We start from the raw sequence: 20,026 nt of genomic DNA, 5'->3' as shown, positions 1-20,026 counted from the left end.
CCGATGGCGATTTGGAGAACGATCGTCGGCAAGCTGTGGCTGACGATCATCGCGCTGGTCGCGGTCGTTATTACCACCGTCGGGCTTTTCCTGCTTCAATACATCAATTTTCAATTCGCGGAACCGAACAAGATCAAACACCTGTTCATCTATACGGGCGTCGTGGGCTTTCTGCTGACGACGTTTTTCGCTTTTTTCCTGCTCACGAAAATCACGCAGCCGCTCAGGGAAATGAAGGAAGCGGCGGAACGGGTATCGCAAGGCGATTACACGATGCGGGTCGCGATCCGGTCTTCGGACGAAATCGGGGAACTGGCGAACACGTTTAACCAGATGGCGTCGGATCTGGATACGTTGATACGGGACTTGCAACATGAGCGCGACCATCTCAGCAGCGTGCTTCGCAGCATGACGGACGCGGTCATTTCTTTCGACGCGGAGGGGGACATTATCCTGACCAATCCGGAAGGCAAGCATCTCGTAGAGGAATGGGGGTCCGTCGATTGGACCGACGACGAAGAGCCGGACACCTTCGCCCAGGTTCCCGGTCCGCTTCGGGAGACGTTCCGGAACGTCATCGCCGGGGGCAAGGAATTAACCGTCAAGATCCACGTGCAGAACGGCGTGTGGTCCGTCGTGATGACGCCGCTCGCGGCAACGGAAGGCGTCCGGGGAGCGGTGGCGGTGCTTCGGGACGTCACCGAGGAGTTCCGGGTCGACAAGCTCCGGAAAGACTTCGTGGCGAACGTGTCGCACGAAATCCGTACTCCGCTCTCGATGGTGCAAGGCTACAGCGAAGCTCTGCTGGATGATATCGCCGCTTCGCCCGAGGAGCGCAAGGAGCTCGTCCAGGTCATCCACGACGAGTCGCTGCGAATGGGACGGCTGGTGAAAGATTTGCTGGACCTCGCGAGAATGGAAGCGGGGCACCTGGAGATGTCGTTCCAGCAGGTGGATGTGAATGCGTTGCTGAGCCGCGTGTACCGCAAATTTTCCGCGCTCGCGAAGGAGCGGGAGATCTCGCTGGCGAAGCCGGAGGAGAATCCCGCCCTGGTGCTCCAGGCAGCGGACCCCGACCGGCTCGAGCAGGTGATGACGAACCTGCTCGACAACGCGATCCGGCATACGCCCTCCGGCGCCGGCATTCGCATGAGGGCACGGCGGAAGGAAGCCGCGCGCGGCGGCGACGTGCTGGAGCTCACCGTGGAGGATGAAGGGATGGGCATTCCGCCGGAAGACCTGCCCTATATTTTCGAGCGGTTCTACAAGGCGGACAAAGCCCGCAAACGAGAAACGAACGGGGCGGGGGGAACCGGGCTGGGACTGGCCATCGTCAAGAACCTCGTCCAAGCCCACGGCGGAACGATCCGCGCGGCAAGCGATCCGGGCAAAGGCACGGTTTTCACGATCGTATTGCCCGTGAACGGGAAGAGAGGGGCGGTAACATCCCGTCCTTGAATTCGGGCAAAAGATCCAGAACGGACAGGAAGGCGCCTCCAAGGCGCCTTTCCTTATGCTACAATACGAGGGTAAGCCGACAACGCAATGCGAGGGAGAGGTCCGGCGTGAGATTTCGGGAAAGGTGGGTACGGACATTCTCCGGGCAAGGGAGCGGTAGTGGGAGCGAGGGGGACTTTAGCGGGAACGGCTTGACGAAAGAAGCCTATGTCGCCTTGTTCATCCACGGGTGTTTCCAGATCGGAGCTTCCATGTCCGCGTTGTTCCTCAATTTGTATTTGTGGCGCCTGACCGAGGACTTATGGATTAACGGGGTGTTCAACATCATCCTGTACGGGATGACGCCGTTCGCGTTTGCCATCGGGGGATGGATCGCGAAGAAACGGGATCGAATGGTGACCTATCGGCTTGGAATCGTCTTGATCGCCTTATTTTTCCTGGCGGTCATTTTCTCCGGAAGACGGGTCGCGGATTATTATCCTTGGTTCGCCTTGTTTTACAGCATCGCGCTCGGACTATACTGGACCGGATATCTCGTCTTGATGTACGATGTGACGGATGAGCGCAGCCGTTCGAAATACCTGGCCACCAACATGATCGTGTTTAATGGAGCCGGACTGATCGGACCCGTATTGTCCGGCTACGTCATCCGGATGTTCCAGGGCCTGCAAGGTTATATCGTCACTTTTGCAATCGCTTGCATCATGTTTGCCACTGCCTCGCTGTTCAGCACCAGAATACGCAATATCGACTCGGCCCGCCGCTCCTTCTACCTAAAGTATTCCCTGCTGATGATGAAGAAGGAGCCGGATTGGCTGAGAGGGCTGTTCAGCTTTTTCTTTCTCGGACTGTTTCAGGGAATTATGCTGTTCCTGCCCAACATCCTGCTGTACCGGGCCGTCGGAAGGGAGGATTGGGTCGGTCTGCTTGCCGTCTTGTTCTCTCTTCTGACGATGCTGACGGGCTTCGTCATCTCCCGCCGCAGAGACAGAAGCAACGCTCGGGGAGAGGTGCTTCTGTCCTCTGTAATGGTCTTCGCCGCGGCTGCCTTGCTGCTTGCGGAAGTATCGGCGTGGACGGTGATCGCTTTTATGGTCGTCTTTTCGCTCTTTAATCCGCTTGCGATCAATACGCTGACTTCTTATTACTACAGGCTGATGGACTTTCTGCCGTTAAGGGGACATTTCCGGATCGAGTCGGTCGTTCTGAGGGAGTTCTTCCTCAATGCAGGCCGGGTCATTTCGATCTGGCTCCTGATCCTGTTTGCGAAAGACCCGATGTCGCCGATGCTGCCGCTTGTTCTCGTCGCGTCGGCGATCCTCCAGTTCGGGATGGTTGGAATGGTGAAGGGGAATCGGGCGGTTATAACACAATCAAATCGGAAGCCTTGTGACAACGCTTCAGCTCAATAATGGCGAAAATAGTGGACGACAGACGCCAATCGGTGGGTTGATATGCGATTGCGCGAAAATAGTGGACGACAGACGCTAATTGGGTGGGTTCATGTGCGGATGCGCGACAATAGTGGACGACAGACGCTAATCGGTGGGTTCATGTGCGGATGCGCGAAAATAGTGGACGACAGACACTAATTGGTGGGTTCATGTGCGGATGCGCGAAAATAGTGGACGACAGACACTAATTGGTGGGTTCATGTGCGGATGCGCGAAAATAGTGGACCAAGGACGCGATTTCGGTCCGCGCATCAGGATTTACTTCGTTTTCGATTGCCACAATGCATTCCTTCCCCATGGCCGGACATGCTAGTCATGTTGCCAATAGAGAGGGGCTGCCTTCATGTTTTGGGATCGAATGCTGCTTACCTTTATGCTGTACTTCTCCGACTCGGCTGTTCATCCAGATGACATACAAGTCATCGATCCGGCCAAGAATCAAGTGGTCAGAGAGTTTTCGTCCACCGATCGTATGACTGATGCCGTCAATCTCTTGCTAAGAAATCGGAAGCCCTATGTCGGGATATCGATACCGGAAGGTCTGATCATCAAAATCGGCTTTCGTGACAACGTCGTCATGCGAGACCGCACGTCAGCGATATCAATAACTGACCTCTACATCATCAAAGGCAAGAAACACACGGTCATGCTCCTGTTCGATCGTCAGAATCGGCCTCGCGTTTTTGCTGCAAATGACCGGGACGCGCAGCGATTGTCCCGCATGATGTCCCTCGACTGATGCCGAATCAGGCGCGAGCGCAAAAGAAAGCCTCCCGGACCTTATGTCCGGGAGGCTTCATTTAACCCAATCAGAACAGCTGAATCTGCTTCGCGTTGTTGAGGTCCGCCAGCGAGGCGACTTCCGCCAGCACTTCCTTCGGCACGGCTTTGTCCACGCCAAGCACCATGATGGCGGCTCCGCCGATGACTTTACGGCCGACCTGCATCGTCGCGATGTTGACTTCGTTGTTGCCGAGCAGCGTGCCGACGCGTCCGATAATCCCCGGTTTATCGTGGTGGGAGATCAGAAGCAGATGGCCTTGCGGCTCGACGTCGACCGGGAATTTGTCCACCTGCGTGATACGCGGCCCGAATCCGTTCAGCAGCGCGCCGGATACGACGCGTTCTTCCTTGCTCGTACGCAGGGAAACGCTGACCAGGTTGGTGAAGCCTTTCGAGGCTTGGGTGGTCGAGACGACGATGTTAACGCCGCGGGTTTTGGCCAGATGCATGGCGTTGACCACGTTCACGACGTCGGTGCCGAGATGATGGGCCAGTACGCCTTGAACGACATAGCGGGTTAGCTGTGCGGTGTCCACGTCGGCCAAATCGCCGGCATACGTGATCGAAATTTCCTTCACCGGGCCGTCTGCGATCTGGGAGGCGAAGCTGCCGAGCTTCTTGCCGAGCGGGAAGTACGGCTCCAGCTTGGCCAATACGTCGCCGGGAACCGGAGGCATGTTGACCGCGTTCTTGAACGGTTCGCCCCGCAAAATGTGCAGAAGCTGCTCGGAGACGTCAATCGCCACGTTTTCCTGGGCTTCCACGGTGGAGGCGCCGAGGTGGGGCGTCACGATGATTTTCGGATGGGACAGGAACGGATGGTCGGGTGCAGGCGGTTCTTCCTCGAACACGTCGAACGCGGCTCCGGCCACGATGCCGGCGTCGATCGCTTCGACGAGCGCGTTCTCGTCAATGATGCCTCCGCGCGCGCAGTTGACGATACGAACGCCTTTCTTGGCCCGAGCGAACTGTTCTTTGCCGATCATATGCCGCGTTTCCGCGGTAAGGGGAGTGTGTACGGTAATGAAATCGGCGTCGCGTACGACTTCGTCCACGGTGGCGAGACGCACGCCCAATTTCTCGGCGCGTTCTTCCGTCAGGAACGGATCGTAGCCGTATACGGTCATGCCGAACGCTTTGGCCCGGGCGGCGACTTCGCTGCCGATCCGGCCCATGCCGAGCACGCCAAGCACTTTGTTGCGGAGCTCGACGCCGACGAACGACTTGCGGTCCCATACGCCTCCGACGGTTTTCAGGTAAGCTTGGGGGATGTGGCGGGCGAGCGCCATCATCATGGCGAACGTGTGCTCGCAGGTGGTGATCGTGTTGCCGTCCGGCGCGTTGATGACGATAATCCCTCGGCGGGTAGCCGCATCCAGGTCGATATTATCCACGCCGACTCCGGCGCGCCCGATGACTTTCAGCTGTTTGCCCGCCGTCATGATCCGCTCGGTCACGCGGGTCTGACTGCGGACGAGCAGGGCGTCATATTCGCCGATGATGGAGACGAGCTCGTCCTCGGTAAGACCGGTTTTCTTGTCCACGGCGATATCCGCCGCTTCGACCAGCTGGGAAATCCCCAAATCGCTGATCGGATCCGACACCAAAACTTTAAACATGCGTAAAATCCCCCTTCTCTTGTTCACGATCGGTCAAGCCAAGTAAAACGGCTGCACCGTCCTATTCGGACGGATGACGTTATACCCGAGGTGATTCAGAAACGTATCGCAGATCCTATACGATCCGAATCACTAAGAAAAAACCCCCATTGCCGCCTCCGCTTCCGGGCGGGCAGGCGGCGCGTGGAGGGTGACTTGCGAGAGAACATTACGTCATCGGATTTTACTATTTTAAAGCAACGGGGTGTCCGATGCAATGACGAATATGCGACAAATTGCGATTCGAAGCGTTTCTTACTTATCCGGGATGAAAAAAGGCAACTGAGGCAACTGCTCGTTCGGATACAGCATCGTTTTGCTGCCGAGGAAGTCGCCGTTTCGTACGGCGTCCGTGCCCGTCAGCAGTTCGGCGATCGAACCGACCGTTGTCTGCTTCATCTTGTCGGCTTGTCCGGACCGGATGAACTGGTCGATCCGGGCGGTCAAGTCATGCGGAAGGAAATCGGCGTACAGGGAATGGCTGGACAAATAATCGACGGCCACTTTGTTTTTGATGATGAGCGGCATCGATTTCCAACGCGCCAGCTCGATGACGGCAGGGCTTTTGAAATCTTCCGGGATGTCCGGGTTCACCGTTGCCGCCCATTTGAGCATGGCGGTATAATAGGCGTTCTGACCGGACAAGGCGTATTTGCGTCCCTCCGTGTAGAAGGCTTGGTTCTCCAAAGATTGAAGCAGCTGCTCCGTAGTGCCTTTGTTCGCGGTGGACGCAAGGTTCGCGAAACTGTCGGAGAAGAGCTTCAGGCTTTTCATGTAATCGGTCTGCGCATCCTTCAGGAGCGGCGAAGAAGGCGACACGAACGCGCTTTTGATTTTCGCGTATTTGGCGTTCGCCGTTTTGGAGAGCATTTTCAAGGACGCGGACAGATCCGCGGAAGGATCGGCGTTCCATTCGCCTCTCGCGGAAAACCATTCGTTCTGAAATTCACGGTAAGGCAAAAATACGGTATGATAGAAGGATACCAGATCTTGCTGCTGGTATGCGTTCGGCGCGGATTGAGCAAGCGGCTTGCTGGAGCGCTCGGCTTCGAGACGCTCCGCCTGGACTCTGTCGGTTCCGACTTTCACGCCGTAAAAAAAGGCTCCGGTGGCGATGACGAGCATAAAAAGGAACGCCAACGAAAAGCCGAGATCGGTTCGGTTCAAACGCTTTTCCATGTTTTCTCCTTTGGGCGGAAGGATTTTATGCAGTCTCTAGTATAGAAAAAAAACGCTCGGCTGAACATACAAAATTCGCATTCTTCAGAGGTATCATGAGAAAATTCGACATTCGCAAGCTCAAGATCCGTCAAGTGTCGGTCGACGAGTTGTCAGACCGGATGCTGCTGCTCAATTTGTATCTGACCCAGCTACTTACCCTCATTATCGGCGTGGTTTGGCTGTTTTTTCAGGGGCGAAGCCCGATTGATTTGCTTTCATGGCCGGGGAACGCGGATTTCGCCTTATGGGGAGCGGGATTAGCGGCTTGCGTGCTTCTCGCCGATCTGGCGATCTCCGGCTGGATCCCGGACGAGGCTTCCGAAGACGGAGGCGTCAACGAACGGATTTTCCGGACGCGTCCGATCTGGCACATCGCGCTCATCTCCTTGGTCGTGAGCCTGTGCGAGGAAATCCTGTTCCGCGGGGCCGTACAGCATGCGATCGGCGCTTATTGGACCAGCATCGCGTTCGCCGCGATCCACGTCCGGTATTTGCGGCATTGGATTCCGACGGGCCTCGTTTTTTCCATCAGCTACGGCCTGGGGTGGATTCAGATTCAAACCGGCACGATCTGGGCGCCGATCGCTGCCCATTTTCTGATCGACCTGGCTATGGGGCTCATCATTCGTTATCGGAGGGAGAAAGAATGAACGACAACGATACCTCTTCCGTATGGGCACGGTATCGTGAAGCGAAGAATCTGGCTTTCGAGCGGAAAGCAGAGCCGGAAGAAGGCCCGCCGCTTACGCTGGAAGAGCTGGAGGCAGCGATCGTCCAGGCGGCCGCGTCCTCCGGCATTCCGGAGACCGGCATGCCGCCGCGTTCCGTCATCCATCCGTCGAAGCAGAAACAGCTGTCCCGCTGGTTCTACCGGACCTTGCTCGTTCTATTCTCAGCCCTGACCGCCGGCCTCGTCTGGTGGGGCAGGGAGATGTACGGACCGTAACCAAATTGCGCGACCGGCCCGTTTCCGCCCGGCGCGCCGTATCAAAAACCCGTTGCCGCGTGCGGCAACGGGTTTTCGCGTTATTTTCCGATCGTTGAATCGATCGCGTTCGGATCGACGAATGCATAACCTTCGTCCTCGAGACGCGTGAGCAGCCGGTCCAGCGCTTCGGCCGTCCATGGCAGCTCGTGCATCAGGATATTGCTGCCGGGGTGGAGCTGTTTGATTACGTTATCGATGACCGCCTGCGGCTTATCCTGTACTTTCTTGCCGAGAGCCCAGTCGAGCGACCCGTTGGACCAGGTCATGAAGAGCAGCCCGTTATCCTTGGCGACCTTGTGAACGGTGTCGTTGGCGGAAGCGTAGGGAGGCCGGAAAAACACGGGCGTTTTGCCGGTCACTTCTTTCACGATCTCCTGGACCCGTCCGATCTGGTCCCGGATTTTGTCATCCTTCTCCTTGCCGAGCATGATGTGATCGTACGAGTGATTGCCGATCACTTGGCCGCGCCGGTCGATTTCCTTCAGCAATTCGGGGTGCGCCTTGACTCGGTATCCGTTCACGAAGAAGATGGCTTTGGCGTGGTGCTTGTCGAGCGCGTCCAGGATTTGACCGAGCATGCCGGCTTCCTTGGGACCGTCGTCGAACGTAAGCAGCACGACTTTGGACGGCGATTTGTCCTTGTCGATCGGAACGATGTTGTACGCTTTGTTCATCCGGTAAGTCGGCGCGGCGGCAACCGCTGGCGCAGGCGGTGTGGACTCCGAAGCGGAAGGAGATGCCGGAACCGTACTGGCAGGCGTCTGTGCCGGCGAGCTTGCCGCTCCGGCAGATGCCGAAGGGGCCGCCGTTACGCTGCTCGCGGAAGGAGGAGCCGGCGAGCTTGCCGAGGGGGAAGCGGACCCCGCGGATTCTCCGCTTCCGCAGGCGGTGAGGGCGAGGAGGAGGGCGGAAGCGCAGGCTGCGGCGTTCAAAATCGGACGTTGGCGATGGGACATGGTGTCGAAATCCCTCCGATGGATGTCGTGTATTTTGTCGTATCGAAACGATTGTATCATACAAGAATGGGCGCGAGTAACGGGACCGTTTCCTTATTTTGAGGACGCATGTCCGGCACCTTCCCGGCCACACTAAAGACACCGACAAGGAGGTGGCATCATGAGACTGGGGACTTTCGTGCTCGGCGGTCTCGCCGGCGCGGCCGTGGTCATGCTCATCCGTAACCGGACGGTGAACGCGGCGATGAACGGTATCGGTGAAATGCTGAAGCATCGGATGAACGAAATGAAGGAAACGGCGATCGATAGAGGGATGAACGTGAAATTCGGGGGCGGCCTCCTCGGCCTGCAGACGAAGAACGCCTTCTCCGCCGCACGCAACGGATCGGCGAGCTCCGAGGGGTTGGAGCAGGTCGAGCATCTCGCCTCCAAAGACCCGAAGGTAAAACATGAAATCAACGAGATCTTGAATCAGAACGGCCAGCACATTTAACGAAAGGCGCGTCTCCCCGAAACCGGGGAGGAGGCGCCTTTTTCGTGCGGGAGCCCGCGATTATTTGCCATCCGAGGGTTTTCCCTAGTGCATTTCGATGGGAGAAGTGATAACATGTTGTCAAAGCAGATTTCAATCACACATTATATGCCCGATCATACGCTGTTATCACCCATCGTGCGCAAAGGAGGGTCCTGTCATGAGGATGGAGCGGCTCGGCCAAGACAAAATTCGTATTTTCCTCACGTTCGACGATTTGACGGAACGCGGGATCCAGAAGGAAGACATGTGGCGCGAGATTCCCAAGGTGCATGAGCTGTTCAGCGAAATGATGGATCAAGCTTACAACGAGCTCGGCTTTGACGCTTCGGGGCCGCTCGCGGTTGAAGTTTTCGCCATGCCGGCTCAAGGAATGGTCGTCATCGTGACCAGGGGAAAGCAAGAGCGCGATCCGGAGTCCTCCGCCCTTGACGAGATGGACGACGAGGTTTACGAAATGGAAGTGACGCTTGAACAAAGCGAAGCTATCATATACCGGTTCCGGGATATCGAAGACGCGATCGGCGCGGCCAAGACGCTGGCCGGCCGACTGACGGAAGAAGGTCGCATGTACCGATACCAGGACCAATGGATCCTCTGCTTCGATCCGGCGGGCCTGGAAACCGCAAGCTACCACGCTTTGATCGCCGTGCTGGCGGAATACGGTGAAGCAACATCCGTGACGCCCGCCGTACTCGAGGAATACGGTCAAATCGTGATTCCGGCCCAAGCGGTGATGGTTTTGGCCGAGCATTTTGGCTGAACCCGCGAAATCTGTTTGAAGGCGAAGAACATTTTGCGGCGGCGGACGGCTTGCCGCGGAATGTTCTTTTTTGCTTGCCGGCGAATGCCGGGAAGAGGGTGTGTCGTCAGCCATCCCGTTGTATAATGTAAGCTGCAGACCGTAACGATCACGGAAGGGGGGACGAGAATGCTTCTGTCGGTGCTGGCTGCCGCCATTGCTCCGGGACTCGCGCTGCTCGCCTATTTCTATTGGAAAGACCGCTACGATGCCGAACCGCTGTCCATGGTGGTCAGAGTGTTCCTCATGGGAGTATTGATCGTTCTGCCCGCCATGGTGCTGCAGCGCGGGTTGACGCTGTGGATGGGCGAGTCTCCGCTCGTCTATTCGTTCGTGATATCAGCCGCCGTGGAGGAGCTGCTCAAATTTTTCGTGCTCTACCACATCATATTCAATCACACGGAATTCGACGAACCCTATGACGGGATCGTTTACGCGACAGCCGTTTCGCTCGGTTTCGCCACGCTCGAGAACGTCCTCTATGCCTTCTTGCAGCCGACCACCTTCGGGACGCTGATGGTCAGGGCGCTGCTGCCGGTTTCCGGACACGCCCTGTTCGGGGTGTTCATGGGCTACTCGCTCGGCCGGGCCAAATTTTCAGCGGGCAAACGCGTGAAATACCATCTCTGGTTGGCGGCGCTTTTGCCTCTGGTCTGGCACGGGGTGTACGACTTCATGATGCTGACCGTGCCTTCCGGCTGGATGTGGATCGCGGTTCCCTTCATGCTCCTGCTGTGGTACCGCGGCATCCGGAGGGTGAACCGGGCCAACGCCGTTTCCCCTTTCCGCATGCTGAAGCGGGAAGAAGAGATTAAATCGTAATCCTTCCGTCCATACTGGAGCATGATGAACTCATTCTCATGCTGGAGGGGAACCATGTCCAACCCAAGGGTCAAAGTGACCATTCGCTGCAAACGCTGCGGCGAGAAATTCACGCTTCGCGGCCGCAAGGACCGGGGGCGCGTGGATACGGGATTCAAGATGTGCCTGTGCAACAATGACGTCGATTTCGATATCGAGGAAGAGGAAGCGTGACGGCGCCCGCGGCACTCTTCCCGAAAGCGCGAATAAAGCCGACTCCTTTATCCCACACTAACGGCAATCCGTAGTCTGGGAATGAAAGGGGTCGCTTTTCATGTATGCGCGTCTCAGTTCCGTGTTATTTCCGATTGCCGCGATCTTGTTCGTCGGGGCCATTCTGTGGGGGTACCAGGAGCATCAAGAGAAAAACTCGATTTTGATCAAAGCCGAAAACCAGTATCAACGGGCATTCCACGATTTGAACCACCATATGAACCGACTGCAAGATGAACTAGGGCAGACGCTCGCGGTCTCCTCCGCGTCCCACGGGATGCAGCGCAAAGGCCTCGTGAACGTCTGGCGACTGACGAGTCAGGCCCAGAACGAAATCAATCAGCTTCCGCTGGCTATGCTTCCTTTCAATAAGGCGGAATCGTTTTTGTCCAAAATTTCCAACTTCGCATACCGAACGTCCGTCCGCGACCTGACCAAACAACCGCTAAGTCCTGGGGAAATGAATACGCTGAAATCGCTCTACGCCAAGTCCGGCGATATCAACAAGGAGCTCGGCCGGATCCAGGACGCCGTCATCAAGGACCATCTCCGCTGGATGGACGTGGAAGCGGCGATGGCGAGCGAGAATAATCCGCACGACAATACGATCATCGACGGGTTCCGCACCGTAGACAAGAAGATCGGCGAGTATCCCGAAACGGATTGGGGTCCGTCGGCCATGGCCGCCCCGCGGTTGCTCTCCACCGACGGCGTTCCCGGCAAGGAAATGACGCCCGCCGAAATCCGGGCCCGAGCGGCGTCATTCATCGGCAACCGCGCCGCAGGCGCCGGGCAGATGACCGTGACGGAGTCGGGCGGCCGCACCAAGTTCCGTACCTACACCGTCACCTCGCAGGACGGGGGCGGCACGCGCATCCAAATGGATTATACCCGCAAGGGCGGGCATCTGCTCTGGTTCATGAATCCCCGCGAAGTCAAGGCGAGAAGAATCAATTTCGACACCGCCCGGAACCATGCGACCAACTTTCTCGTCCGCAACGGGTATCGCGGCATGACCCCGGTTACCTACGACGAATACGATCACGTCGCGGTATTCTCGTTCGCCGGCACGCAGAACGGCGTGCGGATCTATCCGGATAAAGTGACGGTCCGGGTCGCGCTTGACAACGGAGAAGTCGTGGGGATGCAAGCCACGCAGCATGTATTCGCCACGACGAAGCAGCTGCTGGCGACGGGCAAGCCGAAGGTGAGCAGGGAGCAAGCCGCCAAGGGGCTCAATCCCGAGTTCCGGGTGAAGGATTACTCCTTGGCCATCGTGGAAAACGAGATGCGCCAGCCCGTTCTTTGCCACGAGTTCATCGGTAATATCAACGGCAGCGACTACCGGATCTACATGAACGCCGAGACGGGAATCGAAGAAACGGTGGAACGGATTCCCGACGCCTCCAAACCGATTTACGGCACCTGATGCCGTCAGGCCAACCGGGACTGAATACCTATACCGGTTGGCTTTCGCTCGGTTTCGACAATTGCTGCGATAAACCGCTGCTTACCCGGGAATCGGATTCAGCTGCAGAGCTTTGCTTCATTTTCGCGGGATTTGTTCGTCCGGGGGCATCCCAAACCTTTCCTGTCGTGCTATAATGGGAAACATGCAGAACGATGGTTCTGTTGTCATGTCGACATGGAGGTTTTCCGGTGCTTCCTAAAATAAACCAAACGACCTATTTGCAATTGATGCCGGTCCCGGACCCCGAGTCGGCATCCACCTTGCGCTCCCGCGTGGCGGACATGGACGAGAACTCGATATGGCTCGAAATTCCGCTCGACGAGAAAACCCGCCGTTACCACCGGCCGCAGCCGGGCGAGCAGCTCCGGATGTTTTACTTCACGCAGGACGGGGTTAAACATCTGTTCACGACGACCGTCACGGGAGTCAAGAAGGATACGGTTACTGTTTTTTCGGTGAACAAGCCGAACCTGGATGAAATCGAACGCGAGCAGCGCCGCAGCTTCCTGCGCGTCGAGGCCCAGTTGGAGCTTGCCTTGCGGATCGGCGATAAAACTCGCTTTACCGCCATCACCGACGATGTCGGAGGAGGAGGGCTTTCCTTCCGCACCGACCGCAAATGGCCGCTCGTCCCCGGGACTTCCTTGTCCTGCTGGCTTCTGCTCACGTTTAAGAACGGCAACATCGGACATGCCAAATTCGAAGGGGAAGTCGTCCGCGCGATGCCCGTGGAGCCCGACAAACATTTGGTCATGATGCGTTTTACCGACATTCAGGATGCCGAACAGCAAAAAATTATCCGATTCTGCTTCGAACGCCAGCTGGACAAGCACAAAGGCTGACCGGCTTCCGGAGTTCGCCGCGGCAGGAGGTTATCCGCATTGATCCGCAAACGGGATATCGACCCTCGCGCGTTCGCCGAATGGTCCGACTGCGTCGAAAAATGGCTGCGCCGCGGAATATGGCTGCTCGTTCTGTTGCTTCTGCTTTTCCAGAGCGCGCTCCAATCTCCCGCCGTCCGGGCGTGGATGTCGCCTACGGACCGGCTGGAAGGCATATCTTACCGGGGACCTGATGATAGCTCCAAAAGCGAAGTTAAGCACTGAAGCGTATTCCGAGTACGATTTGGGGGACTTGTTCAACAGAGTCGTCCGGCGAATCAGCCGGACGCCTTTTTGCATCGCGCCGCAGGGGTATGCTATAATTTTGATGACGCAGCAGGCTGAGCCTGCCTGTTTTTACTTCCCGGCATAACCGTTTGCACTTGTAGGAGGCCAATCGTTCCCTCATGAATCCGCATCAGACGCCGCGAATCAACATCGCCATCGACGGACCGGCAGGAGCCGGCAAAAGCACAGTCGCCCGGATGGCAGCCCGAGATCTGCAGTACATATATGTCGACACGGGGGCGATGTACCGGACGGTCGCGCTGAAGGCAATGGAATCCGGCTTGACGGCGGACGACGCCGTACGCGTAACCGAGCTCGCCGAACGGCTGGACATCCGGCTCATACCTGGCCCAGAAGGACAGAAGGTGATCGCGGACGGGGAAGACGTCAGCTCCCGCATCCGCTCCCTGGAAGTAAACCGGCAAGTCTCGCATTTCGCCAAAATCGAAGGCGTCCGCAACCGGATGGCGACCCTGCAGCGCAGGATGGCGAAGGAGAAAGGCGTCGTCATGGATGGCAGGGATATCGGCACGCACGTGCTTCCCGATGCCGAGTTGAAAGTGTTCCTCACCGCCTCCCCGAGGGAAAGGGCTCTGCGAAGATTCAAGGAACTGGGGGACAATCCCGGTGTGACGCTGGAGCAGCTGGAACTGGACATCGCGGACAGGGACCGGATCGACCAGGAGAGGGAAATCGCCCCGCTCATCCGCGCGAAAGACGCGAAGCTTGTCGATTCGACCGGCAGGACGGCAGAAGAGGTGGCAAGCGAAATCGTGGAATGGGGACTTGCCATCGCAAGAACCATTTCGGCGGAGGAGAAGTAAATTATGTTATACTCCTTCAGCAGGGTTATCGTCCGGTTCATCTATCGGCTGTTCTTCCGATTGGAGGCCAGAGGCCTCGACAACATTCCCGAAGGCGGCCCCGTAGTTCTGTGCAGCAATCACAAGAGCTCGCAGGATCCGTTTACGCTCGGCGCTTATGTGCCCCGCAAGGTGCACTACATGGCGAAAGCCGAACTGTTTCGGGTTCCCGTCGTCGGGCAGGTGATCCGGGCATGGGGCGCATTTCCCGTCAAGAGGGGGGCCGTCAGCAAGGAGGCGATCCGCACCGCGATCGAACTGCTGCAGCAAGGCCATGTCATGGGGATCTTCCCGGAAGGCACCCGCAATTCGGACGGCAAGGCCAAACGCGGGGCGGTTACGATCGCCATCCGATCCGGCGCCACGGTCATCCCGGTCGCGCTGGTCGGGGAGTATCGGCTGTTCCGCAAGATGATCGCGGTTTACGGCGCGCCGGTCGACCTCAAACCGTATGCTGCGAGCGGCACTTCCGAGGCGATGGAAGAAGCAACCGAGGTGATCATGTCCAAGATCCGGGAAATGCTGAAAACCGGCATCCCGTCGTCATGACCCGACATGCATGGTTCCGATGGCAATCCCTCATACTAAAGGCATTATTTCTTAACATTATTTGGCGGGTTCCGCGTGCGAATGGGCCGGGCGGAAACCGGGAAATCCGATTTAGACGCCGCTTCCTGCGGGTTTAAATAAAGTTGGGGCAGAATTGAGGAGGTATTTTCATGTCTGAAGAAACGAAAGTACAGGAATCGGGAGCCGCCGAGGCGGTCAACGAGGACGCGCAAGCGGCCGACGTATCCGCAACGTCGGGTGAAACCGCGCTGCCTGCGAACGAGGCGGCGGAATCGGTCTCCCAGGATGCGATGGACAATCTCGTGACCTTGAAAAAAGGGGACATCGTCAAAGGGACGATCGTCAAAATCGAGGACAACCAAGCATTCGTAAGCCTTGGATATAAATATGAAGGGACGATCCCGCTCCGCGAGTTGTCCCCGGTCCAATTGGAGAACGCAGCCGATGCCGTTCAAATCGGCCAGGAAGTGGTCGCCAAAGTGATCAACATCGACGATGCCAAGGAAACGCTGACCCTCTCCAAACGCCAAGCGGACACTCCCAAGGCTTGGGAAGACCTGCAAAAGAAATTCGAAAGCGGCGAAGCGTTCGACGTCGTCGTGGCTGACGTCGTTAAAGGCGGTCTGGTCGCCGACGTAGGCGTTCGCGGATTCATTCCGGCTTCCATGGTGGAGCGCCACTTCGTCGAGGACTTCAGCAGCTACAAAGGCCGCACCCTTCGCGTCAAGGTGAAGGAAATCGACCGCGAGAACAATAAGGTCATCCTGTCGGCCAAGGACGTACTGGAAGCCGAATACGAAGAGAAGAAAAACCAGATCATGTCGTCCCTGCAACCGGGTCAGGTGCTGGAAGGCACCGTGCAACGGCTCACTCCGTTCGGCGCATTCGTCGACATCGGGGGCGTAGACGGTCTCGTTCACGTGTCCGAGATGGCTTGGCAACATGTTGCCCATCCGGCTGACGTCGTTTCCGAAGGCCAGTCCGTAAAGGTGAAAGTTCTGAAGGTCGTACCTGCTGAAGGCAAAATTTCCCTGAGCATCAAGGCTGCGCAGCCGGGTCCTTGGGAAACGGCTTCCGGCAAGTTCCATACCGGCGATATCGTCACCGGCGTCGTGAAGCGTCTCGTCAGCTTTGGCGCATTCGTGGAGATCGCTCCCGGCGTGGAAGGACTTGTGCACATTTCCCAAATCGCCCATCGCCACATCGCCACTCCGCATGAAGTACTGAAGGAAGGGCAAGAGGTTCAGGCGAAGATCCTGGATTTCAATCCGGCCGAGAAACGCGTATCCTTGTCGATCAAGGAAACCGAAGAAGCGCCGGCCCGTCCGGAACGCGCTCCTCGCGCGCCGAAGGAATCGGCAGGCCTTCCCGAACCGGAGAGCATGAGCTTCACGCTCGGAGAGAAATTCGGAGATAAGTTGAGCAAATTCAAGTAATCGCCAGTAAATAGAAGGAGCCGTTTCTGCCCCGCCATGATTTCGACGGCGGCGAAGAAACGGCTTTTTAATTGCGTAAATGTTGCCTTTGACAAACTTTTTTGCTCGATTACAATTAGGATGTAGGCAACAAAAACACGGGAACGACATGCTGTTGGATCAATCTTTTTTTATTCCCAAAAGTTGCACAAGCGCAACTTTCGGCTCCGCACCCAGAATGGATAGAGAAGAGGTGGAAGCATGAGTGACGACGTAACGCCGATCGCTGCGGAACGCGGCTGGCGTCATACGAGAACGCAGCCGACGATGCCGGAAGTATACCGCAGCTTGAAAATTCCGAAAACAGGCTCCTGGATCCGCAAGTTTCTCGCGTTCGCAGGCCCCGGTTACCTGGTGGCCGTCGGCTATATGGATCCCGGCAACTGGGCAACGGATTTGGCCGGAGGATCCCTGTTCGGGTACACGCTTTTGTCCGTCATTTTGTTGTCGAACTTGATGGCCATCCTGCTGCAGGCGCTCGCGGGCAAGCTCGGAATCGTCACCGGCCGGGATCTGGCGCAAGCGTGCAGGGACCATTACAGCAAGCCGGTATCGATGGGGCTCTGGGTCCTCTGCGAACTGGCGATCGCCGCCTGCGATCTCGCGGAAGTGATCGGCACCGCCATCGCTTTGAATTTGCTGTTCGGAATTCCCCTGATCTACGGAATCATCATTACCGTCATCGACGTGCTCGTCATTCTCCTGCTTCAGAATAAGGGTTTCCGATATATCGAAGCGTTGGTCATTACGCTGATCGGGACAGTGGGTATCTGCTTCGTCGCGGAGATCGTTATGACACATCCGGCTGCCGCTGAAGTGTTCCAAGGCTTCGTGCCGCGTTCCGAAATCATCACGAATCCGGCTATGCTTTACATTGCGATCGGGATCCTGGGCGCGACCGTCATGCCGCACAATCTGTATTTGCATTCTTCGATCGTGCAAACCCGGCAGTTCGAACAGACGGAGCTGGGCAAACGGCAGGCGATCCGATTCGCGACCGCCGATTCCACGATCGCTCTGTTCTTCGCCTTGTTTATCAATGCCGCGATCTTGATCGTATCGGCAGCCGCTTTCCATTCCGCCGGCATTCTGGATGTCGCGGAGATCGGGGACGCCTATCATCTCCTGACCCCGCTGCTCGGCTCCACGATGGCCAGCATTCTGTTCGGCGTCGCGCTGCTCGCGTCGGGGCAGAACTCGACGCTGACCGGCACGATGGCCGGGCAGATCGTGATGGAAGGGTTTCTCAACATCCGGCTGCCTGCGTGGTTAAGGCGGCTGATCACGCGGCTTATCGCGATCATTCCCGCTGTCATCGTGACGGCCATCGCGGGGGAAAGCGGCACCGCCCAACTGCTCATTCTCAGCCAGGTCATCTTATCTCTTCAGCTGTCGTTCGCGGTCATCCCGCTCGTCAAGTTCACGAGCGACAAGAACAAAATGGGCGTATTCGTCAACCCGCTTTGGCTGCAGATATTGGCTTGGGCGGTGGCGATCGTGATCGCCGGACTGAATCTTTATCTCCTGTACCAGACCGTGTCCGGCTGGCTCAGCTGACCGCGACTTCATTCCCGAACACCCCTGATCCGCATATCCGGACAGGGGTGTTTGGCATTATCACCTCCGATAAAACGTCTATTCGTCCGTTAAGGACGGCGTAGCTGTTTTATTTGGTTCGGCGCATACTAGGGAGTGGAGGTGATGGGCGGATATGCCGCCAGGGTACACGGCATTTTTTCTATGGGTAGCTTCCGCGGTTCTCTGGTGGAGCGGATGGAGGGAAGAGACGGCAGACGGTATTCCGGATTACGCGGTTGCGGTCTTTCTGGCGGGTTGGCCGCTTGCGGCTTGGTTGGAACTGCCCGCCGGCGGCCATGCAACGGTGGGCGGGGCGTTCGTCTGGACGGCTCTTGCGGTTTTCGCCTTGGCTTGGAGAATGGAGAGTCCCGCACGGTGGACCGCATGGTCGGCCGGATTTCTGCTCGGTTCGCTTATGCTTATTCTGACGATCTCTCCATGGCTGTCCATCCGCTTGCCGGAGGAGATGCACGGGAGAGCGGCAGGCGCTTTGACCGGCGCGGCGTCGACGCTTCTCGTTCCTGGTGCCGCCGGGCAAGTTGCGGCCGTGACGCTGGCCATGTCGATCCCCGACCTGTGGAGAGCCGGATGGCTTCAAGCCGGCGGCCGCTTGATCGGATCCGGACGCTGGATGGAAAGCTGGTGGATCGCCGTGCTAACCGCCAGATCCTTGTCCGTTCTTGCGGCGTTCGCGCGCCGGAACGTTGTCAGCTTCGGATGGAGAAAAGGAAGGGAAAGCCCGTGATCGTTCATTGGATCCATGCCCATCGGGATTTGGCCGTGGTTCTTCTCGGCACAAGCTTCGGATTGGGCGCCAGACTGCTCATGCTCCGGGCGGATTACCGCCAGTATCCCGCTTACCCTCACGGCATGATCGCGCATCTTGCTCTCGGGCTGATCGCGGGAGCGCTAGGGTCCGTCGCCGTGCCCGCGCTCTACCACAACAACTACACGGCCATCACGTTCCTGTCCTTGGCCGCCCAGCAATTCCGCGAAGTCCGCAACATGGAGAGGAATTCGCTCGAGGCGATCGACCGCACGGAACTCGTATCGCGCGGCCCCGCTTATATCGAAGGGGTCGCCGTCGTATTCGAAGGGCGAAATTACCTGGCCATCTTCGCCGCTTTGGCGACGACGCTCACGGCATTCGCCGCAGGGTGGTGGGCCGGCATCGCCGCAGGATTGGTATCTCTTGGCGTCGTCTCCCGGTTCATGCGTGGGAAATCGGTCAGCCATATCGCCAAGGTGGAAGAGGCGCCGATTCGACTCGAGGGGCCGAACGTGTACGTGGGCGAAGTGTACATGATGAACGTGGGACTGGAAGAGGACCGGGACGTGATCCGAAGCCGGGGAATCGGCATCCTCTTAACGCCGAAAAACGGGAACGGGAGAGTGACCATCGCGAATATGGGACAGCGGCAGGCGATTCTATACGACGCCTCGGTCCGCTTGGGCGTATACCGGGACGACGGAGAGCCCGCCCTCGTTCCGCTCGCGAAGCTCAATCTTGAAACCGGGCAATTGGCGGTGCTCGTGCTGCCGCGTGAACGGGATGCGTCGAAGGCGGTCCGAGCGATCGAGAACGTTCCGCTTCTCGAAGGGGCGATCCGATTGCCGACCGTGGCGAACCGGCGAAGCGCCGAAGGGGGTTGACATGGCGAAAATCGTAGCGGTCGTGACGACGGCCAAAGATGAGGTCGGAGGCGGAGCCCCCATTTTCATCCAGCCGGATCCCGAACGGATGAAAAAAACCGCGTTTCTGCTCGAGAAACTGCTTGACGCCGCCGCGCACGAGCTGAACGAAACCGTATACCTCATCGTCGACCGGCACCCCGAAAACGGTTAGCCAACGCGGAAAATTTTTGTTATGATGAGACATGGCAAGCGTTGGACGAAGCCGTGAGAGTTTGCTTTTGCAAACTCCGTATGAGTCGTCAAATTCCCTCGAAGCCGTGAGAGTTTGACGGAGTCAAA

At 57.6% G+C, this 20,026-nt stretch carries 22 protein-coding genes; 19 read left to right on the top strand and 3 right to left on the bottom strand.

Going from position 1 to position 20,026, the window contains the following annotated elements; translation table 11 throughout:
* The first annotated feature begins 3 nt into the window (after positions 1–3).
* From GE107_RS11540 to GE107_RS11530, 3 genes are all read left to right on the top strand, one after another.
* Positions 4–1,458 (top strand): HAMP domain-containing sensor histidine kinase, encoded by a 1,455-nt coding sequence (locus GE107_RS11540; protein ID WP_219640063.1) that lies wholly within the window; start codon positions 4–6, stop codon positions 1,456–1,458.
* A 107-nt stretch (positions 1,459–1,565) separates the two neighbouring features.
* A complete protein-coding gene (locus tag GE107_RS11535) occupies positions 1,566–2,870 on the top strand; it encodes an MFS transporter (protein ID WP_219640061.1) in 1,305 nt (434 codons plus the stop codon).
* A gap of 385 nt (positions 2,871–3,255) precedes the next feature.
* Positions 3,256–3,651 carry a hypothetical protein gene (locus GE107_RS11530; protein WP_219640059.1) on the top strand — a complete coding sequence of 132 codons (396 nt, stop codon included), beginning with the start codon at positions 3,256–3,258 and terminating at the stop codon, positions 3,649–3,651.
* A 70-nt stretch (positions 3,652–3,721) separates the two neighbouring features.
* Here GE107_RS11530 and serA read toward each other — a convergent pair whose 3' ends face one another.
* Together serA and GE107_RS11520 are read right to left on the bottom strand one after the other, a co-directional pair.
* A complete protein-coding gene (gene serA / locus GE107_RS11525) occupies positions 3,722–5,314 on the bottom strand; it encodes a phosphoglycerate dehydrogenase (RefSeq protein WP_219640057.1) in 1,593 nt (530 codons plus the stop codon).
* Positions 5,315–5,608: 294 nt separating this feature from the next.
* Positions 5,609–6,532 (bottom strand): hypothetical protein, encoded by a 924-nt coding sequence (locus GE107_RS11520; protein ID WP_219640055.1) that lies wholly within the window; start codon positions 6,530–6,532, stop codon positions 5,609–5,611.
* A gap of 95 nt (positions 6,533–6,627) precedes the next feature.
* On the opposite strand from GE107_RS11520, the gene GE107_RS11515 reads away from it, so the two are divergent.
* Both GE107_RS11515 and GE107_RS11510 read left to right on the top strand, forming a co-directional pair.
* Positions 6,628–7,224: a CPBP family intramembrane glutamic endopeptidase gene (locus GE107_RS11515; RefSeq protein WP_219640053.1), complete on the top strand. Its 597-nt coding sequence runs from the start codon at positions 6,628–6,630 to the stop codon at positions 7,222–7,224.
* Entirely contained in the window at positions 7,221–7,520 is a 300-nt protein-coding gene (locus GE107_RS11510; RefSeq protein WP_219640051.1) for a hypothetical protein, read from the top strand. Before GE107_RS11515 ends, GE107_RS11510 begins: the two co-directional genes overlap by 4 nt.
* 80 nt (positions 7,521–7,600) lie before the next feature.
* On the opposite strand, the gene GE107_RS11505 is transcribed toward GE107_RS11510, so the two are convergent.
* Positions 7,601–8,518 carry a polysaccharide deacetylase family protein gene (locus GE107_RS11505; RefSeq protein WP_219640049.1) on the bottom strand — a complete coding sequence of 306 codons (918 nt, stop codon included), beginning with the start codon at positions 8,516–8,518 and terminating at the stop codon, positions 7,601–7,603.
* A 160-nt stretch (positions 8,519–8,678) separates the two neighbouring features.
* On the opposite strand from GE107_RS11505, the gene GE107_RS11500 reads away from it, so the two are divergent.
* The 14 genes from GE107_RS11500 (at position 8,679) to GE107_RS11435 (ending at position 19,898) form a co-directional block, all read left to right on the top strand.
* Positions 8,679–9,011, top strand: coding sequence for a hypothetical protein (locus tag GE107_RS11500; protein WP_219640047.1), 333 nt, complete (start codon positions 8,679–8,681; stop codon positions 9,009–9,011).
* A 199-nt stretch (positions 9,012–9,210) separates the two neighbouring features.
* The gene (locus GE107_RS11495) at positions 9,211–9,813 is read left to right on the top strand and encodes a genetic competence negative regulator (protein ID WP_219640045.1); all 603 of its coding nucleotides are present in this window, start codon (positions 9,211–9,213) and stop codon (positions 9,811–9,813) included.
* Positions 9,814–9,981: 168 nt separating this feature from the next.
* The gene (prsW, locus tag GE107_RS11490) at positions 9,982–10,674 is read left to right on the top strand and encodes a glutamic-type intramembrane protease PrsW (protein ID WP_219640043.1); all 693 of its coding nucleotides are present in this window, start codon (positions 9,982–9,984) and stop codon (positions 10,672–10,674) included.
* Between the two features lie 54 nt (positions 10,675–10,728).
* Complete coding sequence (locus tag GE107_RS11485; RefSeq protein WP_219640041.1) at positions 10,729–10,887, top strand: hypothetical protein; 159 nt, start codon at positions 10,729–10,731, stop codon at positions 10,885–10,887.
* Positions 10,888–10,987: 100 nt separating this feature from the next.
* Positions 10,988–12,355: a germination protein YpeB gene (gene ypeB / locus GE107_RS11480; RefSeq protein ID WP_219640039.1), complete on the top strand. Its 1,368-nt coding sequence runs from the start codon at positions 10,988–10,990 to the stop codon at positions 12,353–12,355.
* 230 nt (positions 12,356–12,585) lie between these two features.
* Positions 12,586–13,239 (top strand): flagellar brake protein, encoded by a 654-nt coding sequence (locus tag GE107_RS11475; RefSeq protein WP_219640037.1) that lies wholly within the window; start codon positions 12,586–12,588, stop codon positions 13,237–13,239.
* 39 nt (positions 13,240–13,278) lie between these two features.
* Positions 13,279–13,503 (top strand): hypothetical protein, encoded by a 225-nt coding sequence (locus GE107_RS11470; protein WP_219640035.1) that lies wholly within the window; start codon positions 13,279–13,281, stop codon positions 13,501–13,503.
* A gap of 182 nt (positions 13,504–13,685) precedes the next feature.
* A complete protein-coding gene (gene cmk / locus GE107_RS11465) occupies positions 13,686–14,390 on the top strand; it encodes a (d)CMP kinase (RefSeq protein ID WP_219640033.1) in 705 nt (234 codons plus the stop codon).
* 3 nt (positions 14,391–14,393) lie between these two features.
* Entirely contained in the window at positions 14,394–14,978 is a 585-nt protein-coding gene (locus GE107_RS11460) for a lysophospholipid acyltransferase family protein (RefSeq protein WP_219640031.1), read from the top strand.
* Positions 14,979–15,148: 170 nt separating this feature from the next.
* Entirely contained in the window at positions 15,149–16,435 is a 1,287-nt protein-coding gene (rpsA, locus tag GE107_RS11455) for a 30S ribosomal protein S1 (protein WP_219640029.1), read from the top strand.
* Positions 16,436–16,675: 240 nt separating this feature from the next.
* Positions 16,676–18,031: an Nramp family divalent metal transporter gene (locus tag GE107_RS11450; RefSeq protein ID WP_219640027.1), complete on the top strand. Its 1,356-nt coding sequence runs from the start codon at positions 16,676–16,678 to the stop codon at positions 18,029–18,031.
* A 154-nt stretch (positions 18,032–18,185) separates the two neighbouring features.
* Positions 18,186–18,797 carry an ABC transporter permease gene (locus GE107_RS11445; RefSeq protein ID WP_219640025.1) on the top strand — a complete coding sequence of 204 codons (612 nt, stop codon included), beginning with the start codon at positions 18,186–18,188 and terminating at the stop codon, positions 18,795–18,797.
* Positions 18,797–19,705 carry a YIEGIA family protein gene (locus GE107_RS11440; protein WP_370636380.1) on the top strand — a complete coding sequence of 303 codons (909 nt, stop codon included), beginning with the start codon at positions 18,797–18,799 and terminating at the stop codon, positions 19,703–19,705. Before GE107_RS11445 ends, GE107_RS11440 begins: the two co-directional genes overlap by 1 nt.
* Position 19,706: 1 nt before the next feature.
* The gene (locus GE107_RS11435) at positions 19,707–19,898 is read left to right on the top strand and encodes a capping complex subunit for YIEGIA (protein WP_219640021.1); all 192 of its coding nucleotides are present in this window, start codon (positions 19,707–19,709) and stop codon (positions 19,896–19,898) included.
* Positions 19,899–20,026 lie beyond the last annotated feature (128 nt).

The sequence above is a fragment of the Cohnella sp. CFH 77786 genome (genome assembly GCF_019400745.1).
Classification (GTDB): Bacteria; Bacillota; Bacilli; order Paenibacillales; family Paenibacillaceae; genus Cohnella.
Note: the sequence above shows the minus strand (reverse complement) of the source record. Positions and strands in the feature narration are given on the sequence as shown.